The sequence below is a fragment of the Streptomyces sp. SDr-06 genome, assembly GCF_003324565.1.
Classification (GTDB): domain Bacteria; phylum Actinomycetota; class Actinomycetes; order Streptomycetales; family Streptomycetaceae; genus Streptomyces.
In genome coordinates, this window is the sequence record NZ_QOLA01000019.1 from 1 (window position 1) to 16,500 (window position 16,500).

At 73.4% G+C, this 16,500-nt stretch carries 15 protein-coding genes and 2 rRNA genes; 14 read left to right on the forward strand and 3 right to left on the reverse strand.

The genetic code is table 11. The annotated features are described in order from the left end of the window. The 4 genes from DT019_RS29370 to DT019_RS29390 all read left to right on the forward strand — a co-directional run. Nucleotides 1-87 (forward strand): 23S ribosomal RNA (locus DT019_RS29370); the annotation flags it as partial. Nucleotides 88-192: 105 nt separating this feature from the next. Then, nucleotides 193-309: ribosomal RNA gene (rrf, locus tag DT019_RS29375) — 5S ribosomal RNA — on the forward strand. Between the two features lie 305 nt (nucleotides 310-614). Next, nucleotides 615-1,877 (forward strand): hypothetical protein, encoded by a 1,263-nt coding sequence (locus tag DT019_RS39840; protein ID WP_189390036.1) that lies wholly within the window; start codon nucleotides 615-617, stop codon nucleotides 1,875-1,877. Further along, nucleotides 1,862-2,701 carry a tetratricopeptide repeat protein gene (locus DT019_RS29390; protein WP_223279831.1) on the forward strand — a complete coding sequence of 280 codons (840 nt, stop codon included), beginning with the start codon at nucleotides 1,862-1,864 and terminating at the stop codon, nucleotides 2,699-2,701. Before DT019_RS39840 ends, DT019_RS29390 begins: the two co-directional genes overlap by 16 nt. Before the next feature lie 198 nt (nucleotides 2,702-2,899). Here DT019_RS29390 and DT019_RS29395 read toward each other — a convergent pair whose 3' ends face one another. After that, the gene (locus tag DT019_RS29395; RefSeq protein WP_114039983.1) at nucleotides 2,900-4,183 is read right to left on the reverse strand and encodes a DUF1015 family protein; all 1,284 of its coding nucleotides are present in this window, start codon (nucleotides 4,181-4,183) and stop codon (nucleotides 2,900-2,902) included. 72 nt (nucleotides 4,184-4,255) lie between these two features. On the opposite strand from DT019_RS29395, the gene DT019_RS29400 reads away from it, so the two are divergent. Genes DT019_RS29400 through DT019_RS29415 form a run of 4 tightly spaced genes read left to right on the forward strand, consistent with a single transcriptional unit; the run spans nucleotide 4,256 to nucleotide 8,277 of the window. Next, nucleotides 4,256-5,284: an HAD-IIA family hydrolase gene (locus DT019_RS29400; RefSeq protein ID WP_114040111.1), complete on the forward strand. Its 1,029-nt coding sequence runs from the start codon at nucleotides 4,256-4,258 to the stop codon at nucleotides 5,282-5,284. A gap of 58 nt (nucleotides 5,285-5,342) precedes the next feature. Next, a complete protein-coding gene (locus DT019_RS29405; protein ID WP_411292751.1) occupies nucleotides 5,343-6,398 on the forward strand; it encodes a FecCD family ABC transporter permease in 1,056 nt (351 codons plus the stop codon). Beyond that, nucleotides 6,395-7,423 (forward strand): FecCD family ABC transporter permease, encoded by a 1,029-nt coding sequence (locus DT019_RS29410; RefSeq protein ID WP_114039985.1) that lies wholly within the window; start codon nucleotides 6,395-6,397, stop codon nucleotides 7,421-7,423. The genes DT019_RS29405 and DT019_RS29410 overlap by 4 nt, the downstream gene beginning before the upstream one ends. A gap of 56 nt (nucleotides 7,424-7,479) precedes the next feature. Continuing rightward, entirely contained in the window at nucleotides 7,480-8,277 is a 798-nt protein-coding gene (locus tag DT019_RS29415) for an ABC transporter ATP-binding protein (RefSeq protein WP_114039986.1), read from the forward strand. A 421-nt stretch (nucleotides 8,278-8,698) separates the two neighbouring features. On the opposite strand, the gene DT019_RS29420 is transcribed toward DT019_RS29415, so the two are convergent. Next, on the reverse strand, nucleotides 8,699-9,046 hold the full coding sequence (locus DT019_RS29420; RefSeq protein WP_114039987.1) for an SCP2 sterol-binding domain-containing protein: 348 nt from the start codon (nucleotides 9,044-9,046) through the stop codon (nucleotides 8,699-8,701). A gap of 42 nt (nucleotides 9,047-9,088) precedes the next feature. On the opposite strand from DT019_RS29420, the gene DT019_RS29425 reads away from it, so the two are divergent. The 3 genes from DT019_RS29425 to DT019_RS29435 are packed head-to-tail and all read left to right on the forward strand — an operon-like array spanning nucleotide 9,089 to nucleotide 11,178. Then, nucleotides 9,089-9,400 carry a hypothetical protein gene (locus DT019_RS29425; protein ID WP_114039988.1) on the forward strand — a complete coding sequence of 104 codons (312 nt, stop codon included), beginning with the start codon at nucleotides 9,089-9,091 and terminating at the stop codon, nucleotides 9,398-9,400. A 48-nt stretch (nucleotides 9,401-9,448) separates the two neighbouring features. Then, nucleotides 9,449-10,264 carry a TlyA family RNA methyltransferase gene (locus DT019_RS29430; protein WP_114039989.1) on the forward strand — a complete coding sequence of 272 codons (816 nt, stop codon included), beginning with the start codon at nucleotides 9,449-9,451 and terminating at the stop codon, nucleotides 10,262-10,264. Beyond that, entirely contained in the window at nucleotides 10,261-11,178 is a 918-nt protein-coding gene (locus DT019_RS29435) for an NAD kinase (protein WP_114039990.1), read from the forward strand. The genes DT019_RS29430 and DT019_RS29435 overlap by 4 nt, the downstream gene beginning before the upstream one ends. Nucleotides 11,179-11,199: 21 nt before the next feature. Here the strand turns inward: DT019_RS29435 and DT019_RS29440 are convergent, their stop codons facing one another. After that, nucleotides 11,200-12,552, reverse strand: coding sequence for an ABC transporter permease (locus tag DT019_RS29440; RefSeq protein WP_223279826.1), 1,353 nt, complete (start codon nucleotides 12,550-12,552; stop codon nucleotides 11,200-11,202). Nucleotides 12,553-12,702: 150 nt separating this feature from the next. Between DT019_RS29440 and recN the strand changes: the two genes are divergently transcribed. From recN to DT019_RS29455, 3 genes are all read left to right on the forward strand, one after another. Further along, on the forward strand, nucleotides 12,703-14,448 hold the full coding sequence (gene recN / locus DT019_RS29445; protein ID WP_189390040.1) for a DNA repair protein RecN: 1,746 nt from the start codon (nucleotides 12,703-12,705) through the stop codon (nucleotides 14,446-14,448). Nucleotides 14,449-14,490: 42 nt separating this feature from the next. Continuing rightward, on the forward strand, nucleotides 14,491-15,216 hold the full coding sequence (locus DT019_RS29450) for a hypothetical protein (RefSeq protein ID WP_114039993.1): 726 nt from the start codon (nucleotides 14,491-14,493) through the stop codon (nucleotides 15,214-15,216). 174 nt (nucleotides 15,217-15,390) lie between these two features. Beyond that, nucleotides 15,391-16,470, forward strand: a complete 1,080-nt coding sequence (locus DT019_RS29455; RefSeq protein WP_114039994.1) for a glycosyltransferase family 4 protein — start codon at nucleotides 15,391-15,393, stop codon at nucleotides 16,468-16,470. Nucleotides 16,471-16,500: the final 30 nt, after the last annotated feature.

Consider the following 16,500-nt stretch of genomic DNA (forward strand, 5'->3'; position numbering starts at 1 on the left):
CAGTAGACGACTGGGTTGATAGGCCAGATGTGGAAGCCCGGTAACGGGTGGAGCTGACTGGTACTAATAGGCCGAGGGCTTGTCCTCAGTTGCTCGCGTCCACTGTGTTTGTTCTGAAGCAACGAACAGTTGCTGGTTGAGCAGAACCCACTTAATTGAAAAGTGTGCTTGTTCGCTCGAAACCGATAGGGTTTCGGTGGTCATAGCGTTAGGGAAACGCCCGGTTACATTCCGAACCCGGAAGCTAAGCCTTTCAGCGCCGATGGTACTGCAGGGGGGACCCTGTGGGAGAGTAGGACGCCGCCGAACAATATTTCAGGACCCTTGGTCCCAGCGTTCACGCTGGGACCAAGGGTCCTTTTGTTTTTCCGCTTTGCTTTGCCGAAGCGCGTCGGGCAGCCGACTGCGCGAGAATGACTGCAGTACCCGAAGACTAGGAGTCACGATGTCCACCAACTCTCCCGACGATCGTCCGGAGCGCGAGCCGCGCCGTCAGGACGGTGGTGACCGGGGCGGCTACCGCGGTGGTCGAGACGACCGCGGTCCGCGTCGTGACAACGACCGGGGCGGTTACGGCGGGCGTCGCGACGACAGCCGCGGTGGCTCCTCCGGCGGTGGCTACGGCCGCCGCGACGACCGCGGCGGGCGCCCCACCGGCGGCGCCGGCGGCGGCTCGTACGGCCGTCGTGATGACCGTCCGGCCCCGCGCCGTGATGACGACCGTGGTGGGTTCCGTCGCGATGACAACCGTGGTGGCGGCGGTGGGTTCCGTCGTGATGACAGTCGTGGTGGTGGGTCTTCGTACGGGCGTCGTGATGACCGTCCGGCCCCGCGCCGTGACGACGATCGCGGTGGGTTCCGTCGGGACGACAACCGGGGCGGCGGCTCGTACGGACGTCGCGACGACAACCGTGGCGGTTCCGGCTCCTCGTACGGGCGTCGTGATGATCGTCCGGCTCCGCGTCGTGATGACGACCGTGGTGGGTTCCGTCGGGACGACAATCGTGGTGGCGGCGGTGGGTTCCGTCGTGATGACAGTCGTGGTGGTGGGTCTTCGTACGGGCGTCGTGATGACCGTCCGGCCCCGCGTCGGGACGATGACCGTGGTGGGTTCCGCCGTGACGACAACCGCGGCGGCGGCTTCCGCCGTGACGACCGCCCGGCTCCCCGCCGTGACGACGACCGTGGCGGGTTCCGCCGGGACGACAACCGCGGCGGCGGTGGCTTCCGGCGGGATGACAACCGTGGTGGGTCTTCCTACGGCCGTCGTGATGACCGTCCTGCGCCGCGTCGTGATGACGACCGTGGTGGGTTCCGTCGGGACGACAATCGTGGTGGCGGCGGTGGGTTCCGTCGGGACGACAACCGTGGTGGCGGCGGTGGGTTCCGCCGTGATGACAGCCGTGGTGGTGGGTCTTCGTACGGCCGCCGTGACGACCGGCCGGCGCCGCGTCGCGATGACGATCGTGGTGGGTCCTCGTACGGGCGTCGTGATGACCGTCCGGCCCCGCGTCGCGACGATGACCGTGGTGGGTTCCGCCGTGACGACAACCGGGGCGGCGGCTTCCGCCGTGACGACCGTCCGGCTCCCCGCCGTGACGACGACCGTGGTGGGTATGGGCGTCGTGATGACCGTCCGGCCCCGCGTCGCGATGACGACCGTGGTGGGTTCCGTCGGGACGACCGTGGCGACCGTGGTGGGTACCGCGGCCGGGACGACCGGCGGGATGACCGGGGTGGTTACGGGGCGCGCGACGACCGCGGCGGCTACGGACGCCGTGACGACCGGGACCGGGACCGTGAGCCCGTCAAGCGGCTGCCGATCGACGAGGACGTCACCGGCAACGAGATCGACGAGGACGTGCGCCAGGAGCTGATGAGCCTGCCCAAGGGTCTCGCCGAGGAGGTCGCGTGCAACCTGGTGATGGTGGCCCGGCTCATCGACGAGGAGCCCGAGCAGGCCTACGCGTACTCGCGCATCGCGCTGCGACTCGCCTCCCGTGTCGCCGCCGTTCGTGAGGCCGCGGGCTTCGCCGCGTACGCCACGCAGAAGTACTCGGAGGCCCTCGCGGAGTTCCGTGCCGCGCGGCGCATGACCGGGTCCGTCGAGCTGTGGCCCGTCATGGCCGACTGCGAGCGCGGGCTCGGGCGTCCCGAGCGGGCGCTGGCGATGGCCGGCGAGCCCGAGGTGCAGAAGCTGGACAAGGCCGGGCAGGTCGAGATGCGTCTCGTCGCGGCCGGGGCGCGCCGGGACATGGGGCAGCTGGACGCCGCCATCGTGACCCTGCAGAGCCCCGAGCTCGCGTCGAACTCCGTCCAGCCGTGGACCGCCCGTCTGCGCTACGCGTACGCGGACGCGCTGCTGGCGGCCACGCGTGAGGACGAGGCCCGCGAGTGGTTCGCCAAGGCGCTCGAGGCGGACAAGGACGGCACGACCGACGCCTCCGACCGGCTCGCCGAGATGGACGGTGTCGACTTCGTCGACGCCATGGTCGAGGAGGACGCGGACGGCGACATCGAAGCCCCCGCCGCGGCCGCCGACGACCTGGCGGACGAGCCCGACTTCGCCGACGAGGGCGAGGAGGAGGACGACTTCGAGGGCGACGACGCCGATGTCGCGCACGCCGCCGAGATCGTCGACGCCGACCTCGTGGAGCCCGCGCCCGGCGAGCCCCTCCCGCCGGTGAACAAGGACGCCTGACAAATGCTGCCGGACGGAAGTTGTCTGACAGAGAACGTCTGACAGAAACCGTCTGACGGAGGACGTCTGACCGAGAGTGTCTGACGGGGACATCGGACAGCTAGCGGCGTTTGATGTCTGACAGTTGAAAAGAGGCGGTGCCCCGCTGGGGGCGCCGCCTCTTTTTTGTGGCCGGTTCAGACCGATCTCGTCGCCCGTTCAGTTCACGGTCAGGCTGCGCAGCACCAGTCCCGTGGCCGGTTTCGGGCCGAAGGAGGTCGACTTCCGGGGCATGGTGACGCCCTGGCGGGCCAGGTCCCGGACCACCTCCTCGCGTACGGGGTGCATCAGAACCGCCGTCTTGCCGTGGCGTTCGGCCTGTTCGACCGCCGCGGCCGTGTCGTGGATGTACGCGATGTCGTCGGGGTTGTCCGGGATGCGCCAGATCTCGTCGAGCAGGGTCGAGTGGAGGACCGTCGCGTCCAGCGAGCGCCAGGCCGCCGGGCGGTCGGCGCGGATCGTGCGGGCGAGCAGCGCCTCGTCCGGGCGGTCCAGGAGGTGGAAGCGGCCGTCGCCCGCGAGCAGGAAGGCGTTGCCCTCGGACGCCGCCTCGGCCAGGGCCTCCAGGGCGCGGGCGAGCGGGACCTCCAGGGTGCGGACGCGGAAGGCGCCGGACGCGGTGACCGCTGCGAGGGCCTTGGAGACCGGGAGGCGGTGCAGGAGGCGGTGGATCGCGCGGACGCGCAGCGGGTAGCGGGCCGTGTCCACGAGGAGGACCAGGCCGAAGTCCCAGGGGCCGGGCGAGGCCTGTTCGTCGCGCAGCCGCAGATAGGTGGCCCAGCGGTGGTGGCCGTCGGCGATGACCGCCTGGTGGGCGGCGAGGTCGGACTGGACCTCCGCGAGATCGGCTTGATCCGTGAGGGCCCACAGGCGGTGGCGGAAGCCGTCCTCCGTGGTGGTGCGCAGGAGCGGCTCGCGCAGGATCGTGCGGTCGATGACGGCGGTCGCGCCGGTCGGGGTGGTGGTGCCGTGGTAGGTCAGGAGCAGCGGCTCGAGGTGGGCGGCGGTGGTGCGCATCAGGGCCGCGCGGTCCTCGACGACGTGCGGCATCACGTCCTCGTGCGGCAGCACGACTCCGGCCGCGGGTTCGGACAGGGCCAGGGCGCCGATCAGGCCGCGCTGGAGTATGCCGTCGCCCTCCTGTTCGTAGACGTACAGGGCGGGCTCGGGGTCCGGGGCGAGGACGCCCTCGTCGAGCCAGTCGTCCAGGGTGAGCGCGGCCTGCTGGTTGCGGGCGGCCGGGGAGGACGCCTGCGGAAGGATCAGCCGGACGATGTTGTACGGGTCCGCCGACTCCAGGTGCAGCAGCCCGTCGGGGCGTACCACCACGTCGTACGGCGGTGAGGTCACGGCGGCGAGGCTGCCGACCCGCTCGGGAACGTAGCGCAGTCCGCGGAACGGGATCAGGCGCAGCCCGAGGTCCGCACGCCCAGTTGTGCTCATCTGTGCATCGTATGTGGGAGACGGGCATGCGCGATGATCGGGGGGAGAGCATCGAACGAGGAGTGGATGAAGATGAGCCAGACCGGCCGGATCATGCCGAGCGGCAGCGAGCGGGCGCTGAAAGAGGCGTACGACACGGCCCTGCTGGATCTGGACGGGGTGGTCTACGCGGGCGGTGCGGCGATCGCGCACGCCGTCGACTCGCTGGCCGTGGCGCGGGACGGCGGGATGCGTCTCGCTTACGTGACCAACAACGCGCTGCGGACGCCGGACGCGGTGGCCGCGCACCTCACGGAGCTCGGGGTGCCCGCGGAGCCGACCGACGTGATCACCTCGGCGCAGGCGGTGTCCCGGCTCATCGCCGACCAGCTGCCGCGGGGATCAAGGGTGTTGCTGATCGGCGGCGAGGGGCTGCGGGTCGCCCTGGTCGAGCGGGGGCTCGTCCCGGTGGAGTCGGCCGACGACGATCCGGCCGCCGTGGTGCAGGGCTACGGCGGCCCCGACATCACCTGGGCGCGGTTCGCGGAGGCCTCGTACGCGGTGGCCCGCGGGGTGCCCTGGTTCGCCTCCAACACCGACCTGACGATTCCGAGCGGGCGGGGGATCGCGCCCGGCAACGGCGCGGCGGTCGAGGTCGTCCGGATCGCCACCGGCGCCGAGCCCCAGGTCGCGGGCAAGCCGCTGCCCCCGATGCACCGGGAGACGGTGCTGCGGACCGGCGCGCGCAAGCCGCTGGTGGTCGGGGACCGGCTGGACACGGACATCGAGGGCGCCTTCAACGGTGGTGTCGACTCGCTGCTCGTGCTGACCGGCGTGACGGACGGTGCGCAGCTCCTGGCCGCGCGGCCCGAGCACCGGCCCACCTTCGTCGACGCGGATCTGCGGGGTCTGCTCACCGGGCAGCCCGAAGTGACCGCGCGGGAGGGCGGGTTCGCCTGTGGCGGCTGGACCGCGTCCGTCGCGGACGGGGCGTTCGCGCTGGACGGGGAGGGGGAGGCGATGGACGGGCTCCGGGCACTGTGCGCGGCCGCGTGGAGCCATGCCGGGGACGGGGTGTGCGATCTTGACCCGTCGAAGGCACTGGAGCGGCTGGGGCTTTGAGGCCGGGGGACCGGGGTGCGTCCAACCAAGAGCAGGGTAGGCTAACCTAACTTGCGTGTTGGTAGACAGTCCTCCTCAGCCGCGCGACGGGACCACCTGCGCGCCCCCGGCCCCGACCGCCCGGCGCCGTACGCTGCGCGCCGCCGGTCTGCTCGCCTCCCTGGGCGCGCTGGCGTTCGTCGCCGTCGCCAGCATCGCGGTCGGCGCGAAACCCATGCCGCTCGGCGACGTCTGGCACGGCCTCTTCCACGCCTCGGGCACCGCCAACGACGTCCTCGTGCATGACGTACGGGTGCCGCGGACCCTGCTCGGGCTGCTCGTCGGGGCCGCGCTCGGGATCGCCGGCGCGGTCATGCAGGCGCTCACCCGCAACCCGCTCGCCGAGCCCGGCATCCTCGGCGTCAACGCGGGAGCGGCGGCCGCGGTGGTCTCCGCCATCAGCTTCCTGGGCGTCAACTCCCTCACCGGATACGTGTGGTTCGCGTTCCTGGGCGCGGGGGTCGTGTCGGCCGCGGTGTACCTCCTGGGCGGCAGCCGGGCCGCCACGCCCGTACGGCTCGCGCTCGCGGGGACGGCGGCGAGCGCCGCGCTCTACGGCTACATCAACGCCGTGCAGCTCACCGACTCCGCGGCCCTCAACCGGCTCCGGTTCTGGCAGGTCGGCTCGCTGGCCTCGGCGGACATGGCGACCGTCGGCAAGGTCGCGCCGTTCATCCTGGTCGGCCTCGTCGTCGCCCTGCTGCTCGCGCGGCCGCTCAACGCGATGGCCATGGGCGACGACACGGCCCGCGCGCTCGGCGCCCACCTCACCCGGACCCGCGTCACGTCGATGGCCGTGATCACCCTGCTGTGCGGGGCCGCGACCGCCGCCTGCGGGCCGATCGTGTTCATCGGGCTCATGGTCCCGCACCTCGTCCGGGCCATCACCGGGCCCGACCTGCGCTGGATCCTGCCGTACGCGGCCGTGCTCTCGCCCGTGCTGCTGCTCGGCTCCGACGTGGTCGGGCGGATCGTCACCCGGCCCGCCGAACTCCAGGTCGGCATCGTCACCGCGCTCATCGGCGGGCCCGTGTTCATCTATCTCGTACGGCGCAAGAGGATGGCCCAGCTGTGAAGGCGATACGTATCCCCGGCGGCCTCTCCCTGCGGGCCGAGCCGCGCGCGGCGGCCGTGGTCGGCGGCCTCGCCGTCCTCGCGCTCGCGGCCGGTGTGGTCCTGATCGGCACCGGCGACTTCACGATCGCCCCCGCCGACGTCGTCAGCAGCCTGCTCGGTTCGGGCACGCCCGCGCAGGACTTCATCATCAACGAACTGCGGCTGCCCCGCGTGCTCGTGGCGCTCCTGGTGGGTGCCTCGCTCGGGATCTCCGGGGCGCTGTTCCAGTCCATCTCCCGCAATCCGCTGGGCAGTCCGGACGTCATCGGCTTCGGGCAGGGCTCCTCGGTCGGCGCCCTCACCGTCATCGTGTTCTTCCACGGCGGCGCGGTCGCGGTCTCCCTCGGCGCGCTCGTCGGCGGGCTCGCGACCGGCGTCGCCGTCTACCTGCTGGCGTGGAAGAAGGGCGTGCACGGCTACCGGCTCGTGCTCGTCGGCATCGGAGCCGCCGCGATGCTCACCGCGGGCATCCACTACCTGCTCACCAAGTCGACGCTGGTGGACGCCACCCGCGCGATGGTCTGGCTCACCGGCTCGCTCGACGGGCGCGACTGGGCCCAGGTCTGGCCGCTGCTCGCGCTGTTCGTGGTGCTGCTTCCGGTGGTCCTCGCGTACGGGCGGCCGCTCAGGATGCTGGAGATGGGCGACGACGCGGCGTACGCGCTCGGCGTGCCGGTGCAGCGGACCCGTACCGTCCTCATGCTCTGCGCCGTCCTCCTCAACGCCTCGGCGACCGCGGCCGCCGGGCCCATCTCCTTCGTGGCGCTGACCGCGCCGCAGCTGGCCCGCCGGCTCACCCGGGCCACCGGGCCCAACATCCTCGCCTCCGCCTGCATGGGCGCGGCCCTCCTGGTCGTCGCCGACTGGGCCGCGCAGCGGCTGTTCGGCGAGAGCACGCTGCCGGTGGGCGTCCTGACCGGCATGGTCGGCGGCGTCTATCTGCTGTGGCTCCTCGTCACCGAACGCAGGGCGGGCCGGATATGAGCCCCACTGCCCCCAACCCCCTCGCGGATTCCGGCACTTCTACCAGGAGTACGAGCATGCAGCGCCTCAGCGCCGAATCGGTCACCCTCGGCTACGACCAGCGGGTGATCGCCAAGGACCTGTCGGTCGAGATCCCGGACCACTCGTTCACCGTGATCGTCGGGCCCAACGCGTGCGGCAAGTCCACGCTGCTGCGGGCCCTGTCGCGGATGCTGAAGCCGACGTCGGGGCGGGTGCTGCTCGACGGGCAGGCCATTCACTCGCTGCCCGCGAAGAAGGTCGCCAGGACCCTGGGGCTGCTCCCGCAGTCCTCGATCGCGCCGGACGGGATCACGGTGGGTGACCTCGTGGCGCGCGGGCGCTACCCGCACCAGGGGCTGCTGCGGCAGTGGTCGCCCGAGGACGAGCGGATCGTCCAGGAGTCCATGGACGCGACGGGGGTCGGGGGGCTCGGGGAGCGGTATGTCGACGAGCTGTCCGGCGGGCAGCGCCAGCGCGTCTGGATCGCCATGGCGCTGGCCCAGCAGACGCCGCTGCTGCTGCTCGACGAGCCGACGACGTTCCTGGACATCCAGCACCAGATCGAGGTTCTGGACCTGTGCGCGCAGCTCCACGGGGAGCAGGGGCGGACGCTGGTGGCCGTGCTGCACGACCTCAACCAGGCCGCGCGGTACGCCACCCATCTCATCGCGCTGAGGGAGGGGGAGGTGGTGGCCTCTGGGCCGCCCTCTTCCGTTGTCACGGCGGAGCTGGTCGAGCGGGTCTTCGGGGTGCGGTGCCAGGTGATCCCGGATCCGGAGACGGGGACTCCGCTGGTGGTGCCTGCGGCGCCTCGGCGGGTGTTGGTGGGCTGAACTTTCCCCACCCCGCCCCTTCCCGCAACCCTCCGGGGGATGTGAACGGGCTGATCAGGCCTCATGGAGCTCTGCCCCAGACCCCGTTCGCGCCCAAAGGGCGCTCGTCCTCAATCGCCGGACAGGCTGAAGACGCCGCCCCGCCCAGCACCGGCGCCGCGCAGGGGGCTGAAGACGTCCGCACGGGCCAGCACGAGTCCCGCCCAGGGGCGCGGGGAACTGCGCGAGTGGCCGCGCACGGTCTGCGGACGTTGGGCCTGGGGACGGGCCCTGAGGAGGGGCCTGCGCGGGTCCGCACCAGTGCTGCTGAGGGGCGCGGGGAACTGCGCGGGCGGCCCGGCACGGTCCGCGGGCGAAGGCTGGGGGGCCGCGGGCCAGAACGCGTGCTGCGGGTGCGGCACGGAGCGGTCGCGGGGGTGGGTCAGAGGAGGGTTCTCAGGCGGAGGAGGTCTCGGAAGCTCGCTTCCAGGCGGACCCTCCCCGACGCCCAGGCCTTCGCGAAGTTCAGCTCGCCCGCCACCATGGCCACCAGATCGTCGCCCTTCATCGCCAGCCGGATCTGCGCCTTCTCCCGGGGCGGCCCGGAAGCCGTGTCGTGGACTTCGATGCGGCCGTCCTGGAGACGCCCCGCGAAGGTGACGTCCAGGTCCGTGATGTGGCAGCTCAGCGAGCGGTCCAGCGCGGCGGCGGCATGCACGTCGCCCTCCGCGCGGGCCAGATTGTCCGAAAGTCTGTCGAGTGCGTCGCGGCACTCCTCCATGGTCGCCATCGTGATCGACCGTACCCCAGGGCTTCGCGGTAGCGTCTTGGCATGAGCGACTCGATGCCGGGCCCCGAGGCGGAACCCCAGGTGGAACGCGCGGCGGAACCCGACGTGGCCGGCCCCTCGCCGCTGGACGTACCCCGTGCCCCCACCGGCGACGCCGCGATCGACGCCCTCGTCGAGCGGCTCGGCGACGTCGACCACCTCCGTACGGACGGCCACCTGGAGGTGTACGAGGATGTACACCGGGGGCTGCGCGACTCACTGACCGCGCTCGACACCCGCCAGGGGCCTCCCGTACCGGGGGCCGTGCCGGGAACCTCCGGGCCGGTCCGGCCGTTGGCGGACCACCGCCCCTAGCGGTCCGCCGGGCCGCCGACACCTACGACTACAGGAGCTGAACCGAACGTGGCAGGAGTGGCACGCCGCCGCCTCGACGCCGAGCTGGTGCGCCGGAAACTCGCGCGGTCGCGGGAGCACGCCGCCCAGCTGATCGCCGCGGGGCGGGTGAGCGTCGGCAAGACCGTCGCCACCAAGTCCGCGACCCAGGTCGAGACCGCTGCCGCCATCGTCGTGGTCGAGGACGACAGCGATCCGGACTACGTCTCGCGCGGCGGCCACAAACTGGCCGGGGCGTTCGCGGCCTTCGTGCCGCTGGGGCTGAAGGTCGAGGGCCGCCGGGCGCTCGACGCCGGGGCCTCGACCGGTGGCTTCACCGATGTGCTGCTGCGCGCCGGAGCCGGGCACGTGGTCGCCGTCGACGTCGGCTACGGACAGCTCGCCTGGTCCCTTCAGAGTGACGAGCGGGTCACCGTGAAGGACCGTACGAACGTACGCGAGTTGACGCTCGACGACATCGACGGGCAGCCCGCGGACCTGGTCGTGGGAGACCTCTCCTTCATCGCGCTCGGCCTGGTCCTGCCCGCCCTGGTGCGGTGCTCGGCGCCCGACGCCGACCTCGTGCTCATGGTCAAGCCGCAGTTCGAGATCGGCAAGGAACGGCTCGGAAGCGGCGGTGTGGTGCGCAGCCCCGAACTGCGGGCCGAGACGGTGCGGACGGTGGCGGCGCAGGCGGCCGAGCTGGGTCTCGGGGTGGCCGGGGTCACCGCCAGCCCGCTGCCCGGGCCCTCCGGCAACGTCGAGTACTTTCTGTGGCTGCGGGCCGGGGCGCCCGCGCTCGATCCCGCGGACGTGGAGCGCGCAGTGGCGGAGGGACCTCGTTGAGCTCGTCGGAGAACGACACATCGGCACGTACTGTCTTCCTGCTCGCGCACACCGGGAGGCCGGCCGCCATCCGCAGTGCGGAACTGGTGGTCCGGGGCCTGCTGCGCAGTGGCATCGGCGTACGGGTGCTGCGGGCGGAGGCGGCCGACCTGCCGCTGCCGGCCGAGGCGGAGATCGTCGAGGAGGCCACCGCCGAGTGCCTCGACGCCTGCGAACTGCTCATCGTCCTCGGCGGTGACGGCACCCTGCTGCGCGGCGCCGAGCTCGCCCGTGCCTCCGGAGTGCCGATGCTCGGCGTCAACCTGGGGCGCGTCGGCTTCCTCGCGGAGGCCGAGCGCGACGACCTCGACAAGGTCGTCGACCGGGTGGTGACGCGGGCCTACGAGGTCGAGGAGCGGATGACCCTCGACGTCGTCGTGCACAACAACGGCGACGTGGTGCACGAGGACTGGGCCCTGAACGAGGCCGCCGTCCAGAAGGTCTCGCCGGAGCGGATGCTGGAGGTCGTCCTGGAGATCGACGGCCGTCCGGTGACCGGGTTCGGCTGCGACGGCATCGTCTGCGCCACCCCGACCGGTTCGACCGCGTACGCCTTCTCGGCGGGCGGGCCGGTGGTGTGGCCCGAGGTCGAGGCGCTGCTCATGGTGCCGATCAGCGCGCACGCGCTGTTCGCCAAGCCGCTGGTCACCTCGCCCACCTCCGTGCTCGCGGTCGAGGTGCAGCCGCACACCCCGCACGGCGTGCTGTGGTGCGACGGGCGGCGCACGGTCGAACTTCCTTCGGGCGCCCGGGTGGAGGTGCGGCGCGGGGCGGTCCCGGTCCGGCTGGCCCGGCTCCACCACGCCTCGTTCACCGACCGGCTGGTCGCCAAGTTCGCGCTGCCGGTGTCGGGTTGGCGCGGCGCGCCGCACTGACGGAGCCCGGCGCGGGGGGCCTCAGGAGGCGGCGAGCGTCCTGATGGCCCGCCGGCGCAGGGCCGAGCGCACCGGCACGCCCGTGGCCAGCAGGGTCAGGACCAGCGTGCCGCCCGCCAGGGCGAGCGCGGTCGGCCACGGCAGAAACGGGACCCAGGAGCCGAACGCGGCCATGAGCATCGGCGCCAGCGTCGCCAGGGCGACCACCGCGCCGAGCACCAGAGCCGTGGCCGTGACGATGGCGGCCTCCCAGGCGGCCATCGAGCGGATCTGGCCCGGCAGGGTGCCCACCACCCGGAGCAGGGCTACGTCGCGGCGCCGCTCGAAGGAGATCATCGCCAGGGTGTTGGCCGCGGCGATGGCGGCGAAGCCCGCGTACAGGCCGGTGCCGAAGTAGTCGAGCCAGACCTCGCCCGCGCTGCCCGCCGAACCCGTGTAGTGGGCGGTCGTCGTACGCATCGCGATCTTGGTGAGCCCGAAGCCCGTGACCAGGACCAGCGGGACCACCGCGGCCGAGAAGCGGCGCGGCTGCGAGCGCACGTTGAGCATCGCCAGGCGGGCGCTGCCGCCGAACCGGCGGGCCGGAGCCGAGACGAGCCGGGCGGCCGGACCCACGACCTTCGGGCCGAGCAGCCCCGCACCCACGCAGAACAGCAGCAGCACGAGGAACGAGGCCTGCGCCGCCCGGTCGGCGGACTGATGGGCCAGCGACACCGACAGGGCGCCGCCGCCCGCCACCGCGATCACGCCCAGCGGGGCCCGCACCCTGCCGAGGGTGCGCCGGCCCGCCGAGGCCTCGTCCAGGGCCCGTGCCGGGCGCAGCAGCGAGAAGCGCAGCGCGGCCAGGAAGGCGGCGAGCGCCGAGGTGACCACGGCGACGGCCAGGCAGACGGGCAGCGCCCACCAGGTGAAGCGGTAGGTCACCTCGGCCGGGACGAGCCCGTGGTCGCGCAGCCCCGCGAACCACACCCGGCTAACCAGGCCGCCACCGAGCGGGAACCCGGCGACCGCGGCCGGTACGGCGGCGGCGACCGCCTGGGCCACCACGGCCCGCCGCAGCTGCCGGGGCCGGGCGCCGATGGCCCGGACGAGCGCCAGCTCCCGGTGCTGCTGGGTCACCGCGGTGCCCATCGTCGAGGCGATCACGAAGATCGACATGTAGATCGAGCCGATGAGCATCACGACCGCCATGTCGCCGATGTCGTTGGCCGTGAGCGCGCGGCGCGCCGGCGCGGACAGGCCGTCGGCCGAGGTGCTGACCAGAAGGGTCAGCGAAGCGCTCACCACGGTCGAGGCGAACAGCGCGGCCACGAACGTCCCGACGAACGCCGGGCGGTGGCCGCGCAGGGCGGAGCGCGCCAGTCCTGTGCTCATGGGGCAAGCCTGGCGGGCGGGGCGGAGCCGGGACCATCCGGCAGGCCTCATGATCTTGCTGGGGATTTCCCCCGTGCCGGGGGTCGGGGCTCCACGAGAGGGTGACCGGCCGGGGGGCGTCGCACACAGGGCCGCGGACCTCGTAAGGTCGTGTCCGTGTTGGAGGAGATGCGGATACGGTCGCTCGGGGTCATCGACGACGCTGTCGTCGAGCTGTCGCCCGGTTTCACCGCGGTGACCGGCGAGACCGGTGCGGGCAAGACCATGGTCGTCACCAGCCTGGGGCTGCTGCTCGGCGGACGGGCCGATCCCGCGCTGGTGCGGATCGGCGCCAAGGCGGCGGTCGTCGAGGGGCGGATCGCGCTGCGGCCCGGCACCTCGGCGGTGCTGCGGGCCGAGGAGGCGGGTGCCGAGCTCGACGAGGGCGCGCTGCTGGTGAGCCGTACCGTTTCGGCGGAGGGCCGCTCCCGGGCGTTCCTCGGCGGGCGGTCGGTGCCGGTCGGGGTGCTCGCCGAACTCGCCGACGAACTCGTCGCGGTGCACGGCCAGACCGACCAGCAGGGCCTGCTGCGCCCGGCCCGGCAGCGCGAGGCGCTCGACCGGTACGCCGGTGACGCGGTGGCGGGCCCGCTCGCCAAGTACGCCGGGGCCTACCGGCGGCTGCGGGCCGTCGCGGTGGAGCTGGAGGAGCTGGTCACACGGGCGCGCGAGCGCGCCCAGGAGGCCGATCTGCTGCGGTTCGGGCTCGACGAGATCGCCGCCGTCGAGCCGCTGCCCGGTGAGGACGCCGAGCTCGCGGCCGAGGCCGAACGGCTCGGGCACGCCGAGGCGCTCGCCTCCGCGGCGGCCCTCGCGCACGCCGCGCTGGCCGGCAATCCGGAGGACCCGGAGAGCGTGGACGCGACCACCCTGGTCGCCGGCGCCCACCGAGCCCTGGAAGCGGTGCGCTCCCACGACCCCGCGCTCGCGGCGCTCGCCGAACGCATCGGCGAGATCGGCATCCTGCTCGGCGACGTGGCGGGCGAACTCGCCGGGTACGCCGACGACCTGGACGCCGACCCGCTGCGGCTGGCCGCCGTCGAGGAACGCCGGGCCGCCCTGACCGCCCTGACCCGCAAGTACGGCGAGGACATCACGGCCGTACTGGCGTGGGCGCAGGAGGGTGCGGCGCGGCTGACCGAACTCGACGGCGACGACGACCGGATCGAGCAGCTCACGGCCGAGCGGGACGGGCTGCGGGGTGAACTGTCCGTCCTGGCCCAGGAGTTGACCGACGCCCGCACCGAGGCCGCGGCCCGGTTCGCCGAGGCCGTCACCGCCGAGCTCGCCTCGCTCGCGATGCCGCACGCGCGGGTGTCGTTCGCGGTGACCCAGAGCGAGTCCGCCGACGAGGCTTCGGGCGTGGAGGTCGGCGGGCGGACCGTGGCGTACGGGCCGACCGGCGCGGACGAGGTCGAGCTGCTGCTCGCGCCCCATCCGGGCGCGCCGCCGCGGCCGATCGCCAAGGGCGCCTCGGGCGGTGAGCTCTCGCGCGTGATGCTCGCGGTGGAGGTCGTCTTCGCGGGCACCGACCCGGTGCCGACGTACCTCTTCGACGAGGTCGACGCGGGCGTCGGCGGCAAGGCGGCGGTCGAGATCGGCCGCCGGCTCGCCAAGCTCGCCAAGTCGGCGCAGGTCGTGGTGGTCACGCACCTGCCGCAGGTGGCGGCCTTCGCCGACCGCCAGCTCCTGGTCGAGAAGACCAACGACGGCACGGTCACCCGCTCCGGCGTCACGGTCCTGGAGGGCGAGGACCGGGTGCGCGAGCTGTCGCGGATGCTCGCCGGGCAGGAGGACTCGGAGACGGCCCGGGCGCACGCGGAGGAGCTCCTCGCCACCGCCCGCGCGGACGGATAGCCGCGCGACGGGTCACCCGGCGGCTCTCGTAGGGTGACCCGTATGGCTGATGTGGTGCGCGGGATCAGGGCGTTCGGGATGGCCGGGGCGGTCGCGCGGGCCGTCTACGTGGGGCTCGCCAGGACCCGGCGGGACGAGCGGTTCACGCGGAAGAGCTACGCGGGACGCACCGTCGACCTGTACTCCGGGCCCGCCGTCGCGCTCGGTGCGCTGGCCGGGAGCGCGACCCTGCCGACCCGGGCCGCCGGGCTCGTGGCGGTCGGGGCGGGCGCGCTGTGCGGGGCGTACGACGATGTCCGGGGGGACCACCGGCGCGGGTTCCGGGACCATCTGGGCGCGCTCGCGAGCGGTGAAGTCACCAGTGGCGCGGTCAAGTTGATCGGGATCGGCGGGGCCGGCCTGGTGGCGGGGGCGCTGCTCAAGGAGCGGGCCGTCGACAGGGTGCTCGCCGCGGTGGTGGTGGCCGGAACCGCGCACCTGGTCAACCTGGTGGACCTGCGGCCCGGCCGGGCCACCGGTCTCGTCCTCGCCGTGGGCGCCCCCGGCCTGCTGCGCGGACCCGAGGCGGCCGTGCCGATGGGGGCGGCCGCCGCCGTCCTCGCCGACGACCTCGGTGAGCGCACCATGATCGGCGACAGCGGCGCGCACGCGCTGGGCGCGGCCCTCGGGGTCGCCATCGCGGGTGGCAACGGGCGGACCGGTCTCGCCGTGCACGCCGCGGCGCTGCTCGCCGTGGCCGCGTGGGCTCAGTCGCGCCTTCCGCGGTGAGCTGGTGGGCGCGTCCGTTCGTTCACCCGTGGGGGTGTATCGCGTGCGGTGATCCACCCCGCGCGACACGGAAGGAACCCCCGGACGGTGCCGGAACGCCCGTACGGGCTGGCATCCTTGGCCGGGAACCACCGACCTCCACCGCCGACTCCGCCGCTCCGGGAGCCTGTTCACGTGTCACAGCTGCGTACGGTCCAAGTGCTGGGCGGCGGCAGCGCGGGCAGCAGCGCGCACGTCAGGTCGCTCGCGGCCGGTCTGGTCGCGCGGGGCGTACGCGTCACCGTCTGCGCCCCCGCCGAACTAGAGCGGGAGTACGACTTCCATGCGGTCGGGGCCCGCTTCGTGGCGGTTTCGCGGCGCGGCGACCCGGCGGCGATCGGCGCCCTGCGGGGTGCCTGCGCCGACGCCGACGTCGTCCACGCGCACGGGCTGCACGCCGCGGTCCGCGCCGCCCTCGCGCTCAGGGGCCGCAAGGGCGTGCCGCTGGTCGTCACCTGGCACACCCGCTCGCACGCCGAAGGCGCCCGCGGCCAGGTCCTGCGGCTGGTGGAGCGCCGGGTCTCGCGGGCCGCCGCGGTGGTCCTGGCCACCTCGTCCGACCTGGTCGACCGGGCGCGCAGCCGGGGCGCCCGGGACGCCCGGCTCGCCCCGGTGGCCATCCCGGCGCCCCGGCTGCCGTCCGGCCTCCTCGACGACAAGGCGCGGGCCGAACTCGGCGCCGTGGACCGGCCGTTGCTGATGGCCGTGGGCAGCCTCGTCGAACACCGCGGCTACGAGGTGCTCCTGGACGCCGCCCGCACCTGGCGCGATCTCGCCACCGTGCCGCTGCTCGTCATCGCGGGGGAGGGGCGCTGCCGGGCCGCGCTGCAACACCGGATCGAGGCGGAGTCGCTGCCGGTCCGGCTCATCGGGCGGCGCGACGACATCACCGAGCTGCTCGCGGCCGCCGACATCGCGGTCCTGCCGAGCCGTTGGGAGTCCCGGTCGCTGCTCGCCCAGGAGGCCCTCCGCCTGGGGGTGCCGCTGGTCGCCACCGCGGTGGGCGGGGTGCCGGAGCTGGTGGGGGACGCGGCCCTGCTCGTCCCGTACGGGGACGCCGAGGCGCTCGCGGACGCGGTCGCGGGGCTGCTGGGGGACCCCGGGGCCCGCCGTGCGCTGGCCGCGGCCGGGCGGGCGCAGGCCGAGACCTGGCCCACCGAGGACGAAACGGTTGCTCAGGTCCTGGCCGTCTACGACGAGCTGGTGAGCTCCTAGGACCCGGCCCGGGCCCTGCCCCGGGTGGCC